Raw genomic sequence first — 14,216 nt, 5'->3', positions numbered from 1 at the left:
CCTCAAGAAAGGTTGCCCGGCAGAATTCTTTCTATTGTATCCCCTCGTGGTATTCCTGCAAAGACCAGATTCTGCCGTGGCCCTGGCGACTGGCGGCGATGCCCCGGGCTGCGGCCAGGGCGCCGGCCAGGGTAGTGATGTAGGGGATCTTATATTTAATGGCCGCCTTGCGAATATAGGAGTCATCGTGTTGGCTGAGCTTGCCGCTGGGAGTATTAACCACCAACTGAATTTCTCTGCTCTTGATGCTGTCCACGATATGCGGCCGGCCCTCATGCATCTTGAGGATCAACTCCGCCGGGATGCCGTTATCGCTCAAAAACTTGTGAGTTCCTACAGTTGCTTTGATTTTGAAGCCGAGGTGGGCAAAGAGCCGGGCCACTTCAAGGACAGCCGGCCGGTCTTTTTCCGAGACGGTGAGGAGTACGGTCCCCTCCTCGGGCAGCGTCTGCTGGGCCGCCTCCTGGGCTTTGTAAAAGGCCAGGCCGAAGGAAGCAGCCATGCCGAGGACTTCGCCGGTGGAGCGCATCTCCGGTCCCAATACCGGGTCGACTTCGGGAAACATATTAAAAGGGAAGACTGCCTCTTTCACGCCGAAGTGATTGAAATTTTTGGTCTTGAGGTTGAGATCGGCCAACTTCTTGCCTAACATCAATTGGGTGGCCAGGCGTGCCATGGGAATGTTGCAGACCTTGGATACCAGGGGCACGGTGCGGGAGGCCCGGGGATTGGCCTCCAACACATAGACCGTATCATGAGCAATGGCATACTGGATGTTCATCAATCCGATAACTTTCAACTCCATGGCTATCCGGCGAGTATACTCACAAATTGTCTCCAGGTGTTTGGGAGGAATGCTGATCGGCGGGATGACGCAGGCGGAATCGCCGGAGTGGATGCCGGCCAGTTCGATATGTTCCATAACTGCCGGGACAAAGGCATCGGTGCCATCGGCAACCGCGTCGGCCTCGGCTTCAATGGCGTTTTCCAGGAACCGGTCTATGAGGATGGGACGCTTCCGGCTGACGCCGACTGCCGCGGCGACATAATGCCGCAGCATCTCCTCATCGTGGACCACTTCCATGGCCCTGCCGCCCAAGACATAGGAAGGGCGGACCATAAGCGGATAGCCGATGCGCCTGGCCGCCTCCAGGGCTTCTTCCAGGCTTGCGGCCATATCCGATTCCGGCTGCGGGATGCCCAATCGGGCCATCGTCTGCCGAAAACGGTCCCGGTCCTCTGCCAGATCGATGACATCCGGTGAGGTGCCTAAGATTGTTACCCCGGCAGCAGCAAGTTCACCAGCAATGTTCAACGGCGTCTGGCCACCGAATTGCACGATCATACCTTCCGGCTTCTCCTTGTGGTAGATGCTCAGAACATCTTCTACCGTAAGCGGTTCGAAGTATAGTTTATCCGAGGTATCGTAGTCGGTGGAAACGGTTTCGGGGTTGCAGTTCACCATAATAGATTCAAAGCCTTCATCCCGCAGGGCGAAAGCGGCGTGGACGCAACAGTAATCAAATTCAATTCCCTGGCCGATGCGGTTGGGACCCCCACCCAGCACCATGACCTTGCGGCGGGAGCTGGTGGCTACCTGATCCGGGGCGTTGTAGGTGGAGTAGTAATAGGCGGCGTTTTCCACCCCACTCACCGGCACCGGCGCCCAGGCCTGATGCAGTCCGAGAGACAGGCGTTGCTCCCGGAGCTTTTCTTCCGGCATCTCAAGGAGCTTTGCCAGATAGAGGTCGGCAAACCCGTCTTTTTTGGCCTGCTCCAAGAGAGCCGGGGGCAGCTCCCGTCCTCGGTATTGCAGGATTTCCTCTTCCAGATCGACCAACTGGCGCATCTGCTGGATAAACCAGGGCTTAATAAAGGTCTTGCGGTAGAGGGCGTCGATATCGGCCCCTTTTCGTAAAGCTTCGTACATGAGGAACTGACGCTCACTGGAGGGTTCATCAAGTTTTTCCATAATCTGTTCTAAAGGCAGGGAGTGGAAGTCTTTGGCAAAGCCCAGGCCATGGCGGCCGATCTCGAGGGAGCGGATGGCCTTCTGCAAAGCCTCCTTGTAGGTCTTGCCGATGCTCATGACTTCACCCACGGCCCGCATCTGGGTGCCTAATCGGTCTACTGCCCCGGGGAATTTTTCGAAGGCCCAGCGGGCGAACTTTACTACGACATAGTCTCCCGAAGGAGTGTATTTATCCAGAGTGCCTTCACGCCAGTAGGGAATCTCGTCCAAGGTCAGCCCACCGGCCAATAGCGACGATACGAAGGCAATGGGGAAACCGGTAGCCTTGGAGGCCAGGGCCGAGGAACGGGAAGTGCGGGGATTGATTTCGATGACTACCACTCTGCCAGTCCTGGGGTTGTGAGCAAACTGGATATTGGTGCCGCCGATGACTTGAATGGCCTCTACAATGTCGTAAGAGTATTTTTGGAGGAGCTGCTGCAATTCCGGTGCAATGGTAAGCATGGGGGCGGTACAGAAGGAATCGCCGGTGTGCACCCCCATAGCGTCCACATTCTCAATAAAACAGACGGTGATCATTTGGTTTTTGGCGTCCCGGACCACCTCCAGTTCCAACTCTTCCCAGCCCAATACCGATTCTTCTACCAATATCTGACCCACTAGAGACGCCGAGATGCCTCGGGAGGCGATGGTGCGCAGTTCCTCGAGGTTGTATACCAGGCCGCCGCCCCAGCCTCCCATAGTGTAGGCCGGGCGGACTACCACCGGATAACCTAATTTATCAGCGATCCGTTCGGCCTCCTCGGGGCTGGTGGCGATGGCGCTCTCGGGCATATCGATGCCCAGGCGGTTCATAGTCTCTTTGAAGGCCAGGCGATCTTCACCCCGCTGAATCGCGTCTACTTCTACCCCGATAATCCTCACTCCGTATTTCTCCAAGACACCAGAGCGGGCTAATTCCGAGGAAAGGTTGAGGCCGGATTGTCCTCCTAAATTTGGCAGCAGGGCGTCGGGTTGCTCTTTCTTGATGATCTCGGTCATGGAGGCCAGATTTAAAGGTTCGATATAAGTGAAATCCGCCATGCCGGGATCGGTCATAATGGTAGCCGGATTGGAGTTGACCAAAACAATTTCATAGCCCAACTGGCGCAAGGCCTTGCAGGCCTGAGTGCCGGAATAGTCGAATTCACAGGCCTGGCCGATGACAATGGGACCGGAACCGATGATCATTACCTTTTTAATATCGGGACGCCGAGGCATGTATTACTCCTTTTTCGCTCGTGCCGGAACGGACAGGGATGAGCGAGACAGATTTCTTGCTGCAGGGAATATAGAAGAGCAGTAGGGAGGTGTCAAGGATTTTGCTTGTCCAAACCCCATAACGCTTAACAGGCGGGAGGCGCTGCGCTTTCCCGTCCTATGATATCAATTCTTTGATTGCAGCAGCATTTCCCTGAGGGTCAAGTCCTGCCATTGCTCGGGTGGCTGAGTTGCTAACGCTGCGGCCAGATGCTCCAGCCGGCTGCCCCCGGGCAACAGATGACCTAATTTGGTCCACCGCCGCCGCCGCAGGCTGGTCAAGACTTCTTTTAATCGGATTTCTTCCAATGATCGGGTAGGCAGAAAATGGGCGGAATGGTCGGATGTAGCCAAGGGCGCTATCAGACCGCATTCCTGCAGAGCCTCAACGCTGCTGACAGCCAGAGATTCCTGCTCGTTAAACAGCGAGGTCAACTCCTTCAGGCTCATAGGCGGTCCGCCGGTTTGGAACCGTTCCACAATACTGAGCAGCGCGGCCAAGGCGAGGAATTCATCTCCCAGGATTTGTTGGTCTTTCATCCCCGGGGCCAAACGCTGCCGCAGCGCGGTCAGGTTTTGATGGACATAGGCGACTTCAGCGCCGTACAATACTATCAGCCAGCTCCAAAACATCCAGATGACCAGGAACAACAACTGGTAGAGGGCTCCGTAGATCGCATTGTAATAAGGTGCAGAGGATTGAAAGAGGTGAAAGATCCATTGCGCTACCTGCCAGAGGGCGCCGCCGGTTATTCCTCCTAACACCGCCGAGATAAATTGCACCCTGGTATAAGGCATCACCAGATAGACAAACGTAAAACCGAGCCAGACAACGCCGAAGGAAAACAATAAATTATAGGCAGAAAAAAAGGCGTCCGGCAGGAAGTTTTTCATAAACTGCTGGACCTCGGGGTGTCTCTGGAACGTCGTGGTCAGCGAAATGGCTACTGCCATGAGGATAGGGAATAACAGGAAAATACTCAGATAATCGCTGAGTTTACGCCACCAGGAACGCGACCGGGAAATGCCCCAGATATGATTGAAGGCCTGCTCCACGTTGGCCATCAAAAACATCAAGGCCACCAACAGCCAGATCACCCCGAAAACTCCGAGGGAAGCGACGTTAGTGCCTTCTACGTATTCCAGGATCTGGCGGGCGAAGTCCTGGGAGCCTCCGGCAAGTTGCGGTAGCAGATGCGCTGCTAACTGTCGCTGCAGTCCTATTCCTTTGAAGATGGCGAATAATAAAGCCAATAAGGGGATCAGGGCCAGAATAGAAGAATAGGCCAATGCCGAGGTGCGGACCAATGCTCTCTTGCGCAACAGATCCTTACCGGCAAGGAACAGAATCTGCAGACCGGCATAAACATAAGGGCGAAAACGGCCTAAAGGTCCGGGCAGCCAAATGGTTTCGCGGAAAAATCGGCCTAACTCGAGGAGCGGATTTACCATAAGCGCATTTCCATGTATAGGTAGAACTCGGGTTGCCGCCAAATTGTAGAATCATTCAGGCTGCTTGCAAAAGATCAAGGTCTCAGAAGATCTGCTCTGTTATCAATACAGCTCTGCTATCAATAAGAGCAACGTGCTACAGATGCTTATCAATAACCCGGCCCAACTTCTTTTTAATGGTCTGCACGGATGGCAGGTCTGGGGATGTCACCAGAAAGCAGGCTTTCAACTTCTTTTTATGCAATATCATGCGAGCCGACATGGCCTCTCGATCCGCTGCGCTCAGTCCCGATTCCAGAGTACTGGCCTCACCTTCTAATGCCTCGATTTGGGCCGCAATGAGATTGAAATCATAATTGAGGTTAAATTTTTCGACATCTTCGTTATACAATTGGGTGTGGGTTGCGACCTGTTTCTGTTTTTCCCGCAATTGCAGAGCGGTTTTTTGGAGGCGATCGTACAGGTCGAGAACTTGATTTTTCAACCGGCTTCTGGCAGTCCAGCCATGGGGTTTAATGTTATTCAATACCTCCTCCCGCAGGGCTGGCTGCAACTGCTTACATTCCTGATAGAAAGGTGGTTCGTCCAATCCTAAACAATGCATCACTTCAGGAAGGGCCGCATGCGCGTCGAGGAGGTGATAAAAGGCGGCAAAGATCGGCAACACTCGTTTGAATTCCGCCTCGCAGGCTGCTTCCTTGGCCGATAACAGCTCCAGGTCTTCCTCCAGATAAGTCCGTTCGGCGAAGTAGTTGTCAATGATCTCCTTTTTGATCATCATCTTGAGGGCATTGACGGTATGCTTGATGTCAGTCATGATTGCTCCTCATCTCCCTGCCGCCGGACTCACCTCCGATTTGTGAGATACCTTCCTGGATCGGTGTCATACGGATCGTTATCCGAGTAAGTTCTTTCTGTTCTGATCAGCCGTTACCTGATTCTGTCTCGGGCAGTTTTATTCCCCGTTTCAAAAGGGCCGGGTCTTCTTGATCCACCTGCGACATTGGTACTTCTACTTCACGGCCGTCGCTTAATTCAACCGTGATGGTTTGATTGATGATATTCTGCCGGATAATTTTGGCCTCGCCCTCTGGCAGCATAATCTTCTTACCGATCTTGGGCAGTCCGGCCTTCAGATCCATATACGTCTGGTATTCGTAGGTCAGACAACACATCAGTCGGCCGCAACAGCCGGAAATCTTGCTGGGATTCAGACTGAGATTCTGTTCCTTGGCCATTCTCACCGATACCGGAGCGAAATCCTGTAGGAATGTGGAGCAGCAAAAGGGGCGGCCGCAGTTGCCCAGGCCGCCGATCATCTTGGCCTGATGTCGCACCCCGATCTGGCGCAATTCGATCCGGGTGCGAAACTGCTGCACCAGGTCGCGCACCAGTTCCCGAAAATCCACTCTTTTGGCAGCCGTAAAATAGAAGACCATCTTACTGGTGTCAAAAAGGCCTTCCACCCGTACGAGGTGCATAGGCAACTGCCGCGTCTGGATGCAGTGCTGGCAGAATTCAAAGGCCTTCTGCTCTCTGGCCTCAACCAGTTTTTGTTGCTCTATGTCTTCGGCGGTAGCCAGCCGATATACCGGTTTAAGGGGTTGGACCATCAGTTTGGGACTGCGGGGCTGTGGTGGACTGACCACCGTGCCGAAGGCCACACCCTGCTCGGTCTCGACAATGACGTGATTGCCCTGAGAGAGCACGAAATGGCCGGAGTCGAAGTTATATACCTTACCATGGGGGCGAAATCGCACCCGAACAATTTTGCTCACGGGTTATTATCCTGAAACCGCAACGACGTCTGGTGAACGCCAGCGCAAGGTAAAAGTGTTCAGACAGAGTTCAATATTTAAATTGGCCCGCAACTGCTGGGGCAGTCTGCTCAGGACATCGAGCCGGGTCAATATTGCCTCGGTCGTCAGCGACCGTTGCTGATCTGCCAGATCGGCCGACCGATCCCAATTCAATAATTGCTCAGGTCTGGCGTGACATTTCAGGGCCAACAGGTCCCGGTACCACAGCCGGCCCAATATGATAAATTTATCCAGACCGGCATCTTTCTTACTTTTCTGGGTGGCCCACTGCAGTACTTCGCCGACGGAACCATGTTCCAGTTGTTCCAGTTCCTTTACTGTCTGGTTGCGTTGATCTAGAAGCTGCTGAAAATCTTCCTGCAACGCCAGTCCCAGCGATCCGTAATGCATGGCTGCCGCCAAGGCTGCCTGCTCTGGGCTTAGACCTTTCCGGCGTTTCAACTCCTGAATCAGAATGGATTGCGGGATGGCGCCGAAAGTCAGGCGGCGGCAACGCGAGACAATAGTAGGCAGCAGATCTCTTTCGCCTATCGCGGTCAGGATAAGGACATTTCCTGCCGGGGGCTCTTCCAGGGTCTTCAGCAGGGCGTTGGCTGCGGCTTCGTTCAAGGTTTCCGCAGGTTTCAATAGCACCACCCGCCAGTTGCCAGCCAGGGGGGGGTATCCTAATTGACGCCGCAGCTCCCGGATCTGTTCGATCTTGATCTGTGGTTGGCCCCCCTCGCCGCTGGGTTTGATCTGCAGGAAATCGGGGTGGCCGCCGGCGGTAAACATCCGACACGAGCGGCAATGCCCGCAGGCGTCCTGATCGGTTTGCCGTTGTTCGCAATTGAGGGCCTGAGCCAAGGCCTGGGCGGTGCTGCTTTTGCCGACTCCTTCGGCCCCCAAAAAGAGCAGGGCATGGGGCATCGCACCGGTGGCCAGCCCCTGCCGCAAAAACCCAATGACCCTATTCTGTCCTAAGATATCTCTAAATAACATCAAACATTCTCAACTACATACTTATCGCTGTCCTCAATTACTCCCATTCAATGGTGCTGGGCGGCTTCGAGGAAATATCATATACCACCCGGTTTACATGCTTGACCTCATTGATAATCCGGTTGGCCAGGCGCGCCAGCAGATCGTAGGGCAGCCGGGACCAGTCTGCGGTCATGGCGTCGGTAGAGTCCACCACTCTTAAAGCGATGACGTTTTCATAGGTCCGTTCGTCGCCCATAACCCCGACGGTCTTGATGGGCAGCAGGACTGCAAAGGCCTGCCACACCTGTCGATAGAAACCGGCGGCTTTCATTTCTTCCAGGACAATGGCGTCGGCTTGTCGAAGGATGGCCAATCGTTCGGGCGTCACTTCACCGAGAATACGGATGGCCAACCCCGGTCCCGGAAAGGGATGCCGCCAGATCATCTCCTCCGGCAACCCCAATTCAGATCCGACCTCCCGCACCTCGTCTTTAAACAGCTCCCTGAGGGGTTCAATCAACTCGAGGGGCATGACTTCCGGCAGCCCCCCAACATTGTGGTGTGTTTTGATAGTGGCAGATGGCCCCTTAAAAGAGACACTTTCGATGACATCCGGATAGAGCGTTCCCTGGGCTAAATATTTTACCTGTCCCAGTTTACCCGCTTCTTCAGCAAAGACCCGGATAAATTCGCGGCCGATACGGCGGCGCTTCTCTTCCGGATCGACAATACCCTCGAGAAGTTTCAGGAAGCTTTTGCTGGCGTCTACATAAACTAAATTCAGGCGATAGTTCTCTCGAAAAAGCCGTACTACCTTTTCAGCCTCTCCCTGCCGCAAGACACCGTTGTTGACAAAAATGCAGGTTAAACGGTCGCCGATAGCCCGGTGCAGCAGGACCGCGGTCACCGAGGAGTCCACGCCGCCGGAGAGGGCGCAGATAACCCGCTCTGTACCTATTTTTTGACGCAAGGCTTGAGTGGTCGCCTCCACAAAGGAGCGCATATTCCATAGCGGCTGGAGGCCGCAGATGCCAAATAAGAAGTTGGCCAAGATCTTGCCGCCGTTGGGGGTGTGTTTCACCTCGGGATGAAACTGGACGCCAAAGATGCGCCGACGCTGGTCCCGCACCGCTCCCGCCGGGCAGGTATCGGAAGAACCGATGATCTCCAATCCCGGGGCTATCTCATCGATATGGTCGCCATGGCTCATCCAGACTGACTCATGAGGGCTCAATCCGGCAAAAAGGTCCTGGTGATCGGAGATAGTGAAATTCTTGCGGCCATACTCCCGCGACGCCGCCGGAGAGACCTTGCCGCCCAAAATATGGTTGAGCAGTTGCAGCCCATAACAGATACCCAGAACCGGCGGGCCCAGCTCCAGCACTTCCCGGCTGACCAACGGCGCCCCGGGTTCGTAGACGCTGCGCGGTCCTCCGGACAGGATAATGCCGCGAGGAGCAAATGCCTCTATCTGCTCCAGCGGCATCAGGTATGGATGAATCTCGCAATACACCTGCAGTTCCCGTATCCGCCGGGCAATAAGCTGGGTGTATTGCGACCCGAAATCCAGGATGAGCACCTTGTCTCGATGGGGGTCTATCATATTTCAACCTTAGAATGAAAGAAGGTGGTGCAGGCTTTCCAGCCGGCACGCTGATGCACAAGCCAGGAGGCCTATGTCACCGATCATTTTTTCATGTTTTGTTGTGTTCTCGAGAACATGTGGACTTATATAAAAACAGTGAGCGGTGAGCCGTGAGCCGTGAGCCGTGAGCAGCAAAAACATTATTGTGAGCAGCCGCCACGATTCTGTTTTTATGCTTCGTTGTGTTCGGCAGAACATGTGAACTTATATATTAATATTTCTGTTATGGTCAGCAGATGTTTTTCAGGGCGAATCCTTAGTATTCGTCCTCAATAGTTTATAATCCCAACGGCTTGATAAATCGGTTATCCAACGCCGTGGCCAGCTCTTCATCAGATTTCTCTGCCAGTTCCGCCAGCACCTCGTCCAGTTCGGCCGCGGTGCGGCGCAATCGCTCCAGTGCCTCTTGCCTGGCCTGGTGCATGACATTCCAATCCCGGCTTTTCTGCAGGGCCCAAAAGGCTGGCTCCAATTCGGGGACCAGATAAGGATAGAATCCCGGCCGCCAGGCCAAGAGCAACGCTAATCCAGGGAGATTTCGCTGTTCCAGAAGGTGCTGCACCCGTCCCCAATCATTCAGATCCGCCAGGGTGTCTTTTAAGGCCCGCACATAACGTTCAACCCTGGTATGCGGCAGGCGTCCGATAATGACGGCAAAGGTTTTCTGCAGACTCGGTTCCAGGGCTTCGCCGATCTCATGGTGAATCATAGCTTCTCCCTGGGCTTGGAGAAGGGTCTGAAACTGGTCCTGATACTCCTCGGGTCGGTTCACCAGGCTGGTTAAATCGATGCCCTGAGCGGCCAGTGCGATTTTGAGGAAGAAGTTATTCTGTTTGGTCGGGTCAGAGAGGTTATCCCACAGATAAAATGCCAGCGGCTCCGTCCGCAGGTAAATTATCTGGCCCTGGCGCATGGCGGGGGAACCATCCAGGTCTCGGGCCAGTTCCGGTCCCAAGATAAATACAGTCAGGTCCCGGCGTTTTTGTACTTCCCATAATTCTCCCAAAAAACAGGTGGGGGCCAATCCGTGGGTGTAGCCGGCGCCGTAGGCCAAACCTTCAGGCAATAGCAGATCATTCAGCTCTGACACTGAAAAAGGATCTAACCTGATGCCGTTCAAGGGCAGGTCCTGGAGTCCCGTCTCCTCTAGACCGGACCACGATTCCTCCTGCGTCTCGATCCAGTCCAGCACTGCTTTAGGGTCGCCTTCCTGCCAGGGTAACAGGTTTTGCTCCCACTTGTAGAGTTGCCTCATTCTAAGGAGCATGCCGCAGAGGGAGTAGAAGCCCACCTGCCCGGCGGCGGCGATCTGACAATTAAATTGCACCTGCTGGATAAAATCATTCACGTTGGAAGAAGATCTCTTTCAATCCGGGAGATTTGCCCCCTTGATGATTGGAGTTTCGAGTTCCGAGCCGATAAGAAAAAAATTCTACGCTGCTTAGCAAGCCTGTGTTACCGGCAGATGATTTTCATGCCTTAAGCTGAGGAATACGCATAACTCTATTATATTTTTAAGATAACCATTTCTTTGATTATCTGCAAGCGCCGTTCTCTGCAGGCACTCTGCCGCACTTGATACTCTTGGTCGAATCGGTAGACTACCCTGTAGTCGCCCCCTCATTCCGCCGGTCTAGTCTCCAAACACCCGTTGAAAGAGAAAATCCACGTGTTTGAGATATTCTGATAGAGCAAAGACGGCGTCGATCTCTTCTTTAGTGAGGTGCTTGGCGATTTCTGCATCCTGGCGGATGAGACTGGGGAAATCCAAATTTTCCGCCTGCCAGACCCGCATGGCCGGACCTTGTACCATGAGGTAGGCATCCTCTCGGGTGATTCCTTTGCGCACCAACTCCAGCATCAACCGTTGAGAGAAGATCAGACCGCGGGTGAGCTCCAGATTCTTCTTCATGTTGTCGGGATAGACCAGCAGGTTTTTCAGGAGGCCGGTGAGCCGGCCGAGCATAAAATCGAGCAGGATAGTACTATCCGGAGCGATGATGCGCTCCACGGAGGAATGACTGATATCTCGTTCGTGCCACAGAACCATATTTTCCATGGCGGCCAGGGCGTTGCCCCTTAAAAGCCGGGACAGGCCGGTGATATTTTCGCTTAAGACCGGATTGCGCTTATGGGGCATGGCCGAGGAGCCTTTCTGCCCGGCGCGGAAGAACTCCTCGGCCTCCCGCACCTCAGTACGCTGCAAATGGCGGATTTCCACCGCAATCTTCTCAAGCGAACCGCCGATCAGGGCCAGGGTAGTGAAATATTCGGCATAGCGATCCCGTTGGATTACCTGGGTGGCCAGTGGCGCCGGTGTCAGGTTCAGCAGGGCGCAGGCGGTTTCTTCTATTGCCGGAGGGAGATGGGCGAAGGTCCCCACTGCTCCGGAGAATTTCCCGACGCTGACCACAGCCCGGGCCCTCAACAGACGCTCCCGATGCCGTTTCATTTCAGCATACCAGAGGGCAAACTTGAGACCGAAGGTCATGGGTTCGGCATGGATGCCATGGGAGCGGCCGATACAAACCGTGTGTTTGAATTCCAGGGCCCGATCTTTCAAGACGGCCATCATCAGGTCCAGGTCTTCCAATAAGAGATCGGCGGCCTGCCGCAGGCGCAGGGCATTGGCGGTATCCAGGATGTCTGAGGAAGTCAGGGCATAATGCAGATAGCGGCCCTCGTCGCCGACATATTCGGCGACGTTGGTGAGAAAAGCGATGACATCGTGTCGAGTTTGGACCTCAATCTCTTCGATGCGCTGGACATCAAACCGGGCTTTCTCCCGGATCTGCCCGACCGCTTCCTTGGGGACCAGACCATGTTGGGCCATCGCTTCCAGGGCGGCCAATTCAACTTCAAGCCAGGTCTGAAATTTGTTCTCTTCCGTCCAGATACGGGCCATCCGGGGCCGACTGTAGCGTGGAATCATAGCGCAAATTACCTCTTGACTGACTTTACTGACACCTGTTCACCTTATCAAAAACCGATCCAGGCGGCAAAATTATTTTTTACCGGTTGGTAATCTACAATTACCTGAGCCTTCGCCAAATTCATTTATTTTCTCATAACACCCAGGGCACGTTGGCCGGGGAGTCGCCGGCCAATGAAAAAACCATAGCAGATATTACAGTAATCAGATAAAAATTGATGGAGAGGAATAGTTTACCTGGTATTAATAGTTCGCCGGCTTTTTGAACAGCCGGTAATCTTGATTGTTACTGAGGAGCGACGTTTTTTGAGAGGTTCAGACGATCACCGGCCGCTCTTGGCCGTCACTATGGGCGATATCACCGGCATCGGGCCGGAGATCATCATCATGGCCTTATCGGAGGCCGAACTCTATGGCTTGTGTCGGCCGCTGGTCCTGGGCGACCTGCCAGCCCTGGAAAAGGCACGGGCCGTCTGTGGTTCCCGAGCCCGGCTGCATGCAACCGACGATCCTGGCAGTGGGTTTTATCAACCTGGAACGATAGATATTATGGTTCTTTCCGATTTAACTGCCGATGCAGTCAGCTATGGACAACCGACCCGGGACAGCGGCGCCGCCATGGTAGGCTATATCCTGCGGGCGGTGGAGTTGGCCCTGGCCGGGCAGGCGGCCGCCGTGGTGACCGCCCCCATCAGCAAGGCAGCCATGCACCTGGGCGGTTATCACTATCCCGGCCATACCGAACTGCTGGCGGAGCGCTCCGGGGCGCGGGAATTCGCCATGATGCTGGCGGGGGGCGCCTTCCGGGTGGTGTTGGCCACTATCCACTGCCCTTTGCGGGAAGTTCCGGGGCGTCTCAATACCCCCGACCTGGTGCGTTTGCTGGCGCTCACTAACCACAGTTTAATGATGGACTTCGGTATTCAGCGGCCTTCTATCGGGGTGGCGGCTCTCAACCCGCACGCCAGTGAAGGCGGGCTCTTCGGCGACGAAGAAGCTCGGGTCATCCAACCGGCCGTGGACCAAGCCCTGGCCCGGGGTGTCAACGTAATAGGGCCATTGCCGGCTGATACTATTTTTGTCCGCCACCAGCGGGGGGAATTTGATGCCGTGGTGGTGATGTATCATGACCAGGGATTGATTCCTCTGAAATTGCTGCATTTCGGCGATGCAGTGAACGTTACCCTGGGGCTGCCCATCATCCGGACCTCGGTGGATCATGGCACCGCCTACGATCTGGCCGGGAACGGGCGAGCCGACCCTGGCAGTCTCAAGGCCGCCCTGCGGCTGGCCGCCAAGATGGCGCACGCCCGGGCTAAATGCCGGCAAGGTCACGAAAGGGGCTCAGAATGACTAAGTTCCAAAGATATCTGATTCTAGGCATCAGCCTCCTGATGGGGCTGGTCCCCGCTCTTGCCGGAGCGGTGGGGCAGGAAGGCGGGAGTAAAATTCCTACGGCCAAGATCAACAGCGATGGGGTGGTCAGGGCCTTTCCAGACATCGCCATCATGAATTTTGCGATCATCACCGAAGCGGCCAAGGCCCCCTTGGTAGCAACCGAAAATGCGAAACAGGCAGAGGCTTTCCTGGCGGCAGTAAAAAAATTCTGCCAAACAGGCGATACAGTAAAAAGTACCGGTTACCGGGTTACTCCTTTTTATACCTATCCTAAAGGTAAAAAACCGGTTATTGCCGGTTATCGGGCCCGACATGGTTTTCAGGTCCGGTTGGCGAACCTCGAGCGCCTGGGCGAACTGATTGATCTCGGGGTACAGCAAGGAGCCGATGAAGTAAGTGGTCCTATATGGGAGCATTCGAAGATTGAGGCCTTAACGCAGGGGGCTGCGGTTCAGGCCCTGCAGAAGGCTCAGGCGATGGCCACCGCCCTGGCTCAGTCACTCAATCTAAAGGTCAAACGCCTGCAACAGGTCTCCACGACGACGCGAGCCACCCCTGTTTTTCGGGAAAAAAATCTAGCGATGGCGGCTGCGGCGCCGGACGAGCGGGTAGCCACCCCGATTGAGGTCGGCGAGGAAGAGATTCGGGTTCAGATCGAGGCCGTATTTGAGCTGGAGTAAGAGAATCGAAGAATAGGCAGTTGGTTCGGCGGAAATTCAAGCAATAAGTTTTCAG

At 54.7% G+C, this 14,216-nt stretch carries 10 protein-coding genes; 2 read left to right on the top strand and 8 right to left on the bottom strand.

Features of this window, described 5'->3' with window-relative positions; all coding sequences use genetic code 11:
* Positions 1-31 precede the first annotated feature (31 nt).
* The 8 genes from carB to purB form a co-directional block, all read right to left on the bottom strand.
* The gene (gene carB / locus DESAC_RS10675) at positions 32-3,232 is read right to left on the bottom strand and encodes a carbamoyl-phosphate synthase large subunit (RefSeq protein ID WP_013707085.1); all 3,201 of its coding nucleotides are present in this window, start codon (positions 3,230-3,232) and stop codon (positions 32-34) included.
* A gap of 165 nt (positions 3,233-3,397) precedes the next feature.
* Positions 3,398-4,723: a YihY/virulence factor BrkB family protein gene (locus DESAC_RS10670; protein WP_013707084.1), complete on the bottom strand. Its 1,326-nt coding sequence runs from the start codon at positions 4,721-4,723 to the stop codon at positions 3,398-3,400.
* Between the two features lie 136 nt (positions 4,724-4,859).
* Positions 4,860-5,540, bottom strand: coding sequence for a hypothetical protein (locus tag DESAC_RS10665; RefSeq protein WP_013707083.1), 681 nt, complete (start codon positions 5,538-5,540; stop codon positions 4,860-4,862).
* A 106-nt stretch (positions 5,541-5,646) separates the two neighbouring features.
* Positions 5,647-6,501 carry a PSP1 domain-containing protein gene (locus DESAC_RS10660; protein WP_013707082.1) on the bottom strand — a complete coding sequence of 285 codons (855 nt, stop codon included), beginning with the start codon at positions 6,499-6,501 and terminating at the stop codon, positions 5,647-5,649.
* A gap of 6 nt (positions 6,502-6,507) precedes the next feature.
* On the bottom strand, positions 6,508-7,524 hold the full coding sequence (gene holB / locus DESAC_RS10655; protein ID WP_013707081.1) for a DNA polymerase III subunit delta': 1,017 nt from the start codon (positions 7,522-7,524) through the stop codon (positions 6,508-6,510).
* 37 nt (positions 7,525-7,561) lie between these two features.
* Positions 7,562-9,109, bottom strand: coding sequence for a glutamine-hydrolyzing GMP synthase (gene guaA / locus DESAC_RS10650; RefSeq protein ID WP_013707080.1), 1,548 nt, complete (start codon positions 9,107-9,109; stop codon positions 7,562-7,564).
* Between the two features lie 319 nt (positions 9,110-9,428).
* Positions 9,429-10,499, bottom strand: coding sequence for an Sfum_1244 family protein (locus DESAC_RS10645; RefSeq protein WP_013707079.1), 1,071 nt, complete (start codon positions 10,497-10,499; stop codon positions 9,429-9,431).
* Positions 10,500-10,784: 285 nt separating this feature from the next.
* Positions 10,785-12,083 carry an adenylosuccinate lyase gene (gene purB / locus DESAC_RS10640; protein ID WP_013707078.1) on the bottom strand — a complete coding sequence of 433 codons (1,299 nt, stop codon included), beginning with the start codon at positions 12,081-12,083 and terminating at the stop codon, positions 10,785-10,787.
* A gap of 306 nt (positions 12,084-12,389) precedes the next feature.
* Here purB and pdxA point away from each other — a divergent pair, with 306 nt between their 5' ends.
* Together pdxA and DESAC_RS10630 are read left to right on the top strand one after the other, a co-directional pair.
* The gene (gene pdxA / locus DESAC_RS10635) at positions 12,390-13,436 is read left to right on the top strand and encodes a 4-hydroxythreonine-4-phosphate dehydrogenase PdxA (RefSeq protein WP_013707077.1); all 1,047 of its coding nucleotides are present in this window, start codon (positions 12,390-12,392) and stop codon (positions 13,434-13,436) included.
* Positions 13,433-14,161, top strand: a complete 729-nt coding sequence (locus tag DESAC_RS10630) for an SIMPL domain-containing protein (RefSeq protein ID WP_013707076.1) — start codon at positions 13,433-13,435, stop codon at positions 14,159-14,161. The genes pdxA and DESAC_RS10630 overlap by 4 nt, the downstream gene beginning before the upstream one ends.
* Positions 14,162-14,216: the final 55 nt, after the last annotated feature.

It is taken from the genome of Desulfobacca acetoxidans DSM 11109, assembly GCF_000195295.1.
Lineage (GTDB): Bacteria > Desulfobacterota > Desulfobaccia > Desulfobaccales > Desulfobaccaceae > Desulfobacca > Desulfobacca acetoxidans.
This window is presented reverse-complemented; position numbering and strand designations above follow the sequence as displayed.

Coding starts and splice junctions, on each gene's coding strand:
- carB (WP_013707085.1), bottom strand. CDS start 3,232: ATGCCTCGGCGTCCCGATATTAAAAAGGTAATGATCATCGGTTCCGGT.
- DESAC_RS10670 (WP_013707084.1), bottom strand. CDS start 4,723: ATGGTAAATCCGCTCCTCGAGTTAGGCCGATTTTTCCGCGAAACCATT.
- DESAC_RS10665 (WP_013707083.1), bottom strand. CDS start 5,540: ATGACTGACATCAAGCATACCGTCAATGCCCTCAAGATGATGATCAAA.
- holB (WP_013707081.1), bottom strand. CDS start 7,524: ATGTTATTTAGAGATATCTTAGGACAGAATAGGGTCATTGGGTTTTTG.
- guaA (WP_013707080.1), bottom strand. CDS start 9,109: ATGATAGACCCCCATCGAGACAAGGTGCTCATCCTGGATTTCGGGTCG.
- purB (WP_013707078.1), bottom strand. CDS start 12,083: ATGATTCCACGCTACAGTCGGCCCCGGATGGCCCGTATCTGGACGGAA.
- DESAC_RS10630 (WP_013707076.1), top strand. CDS start 13,433: ATGACTAAGTTCCAAAGATATCTGATTCTAGGCATCAGCCTCCTGATG.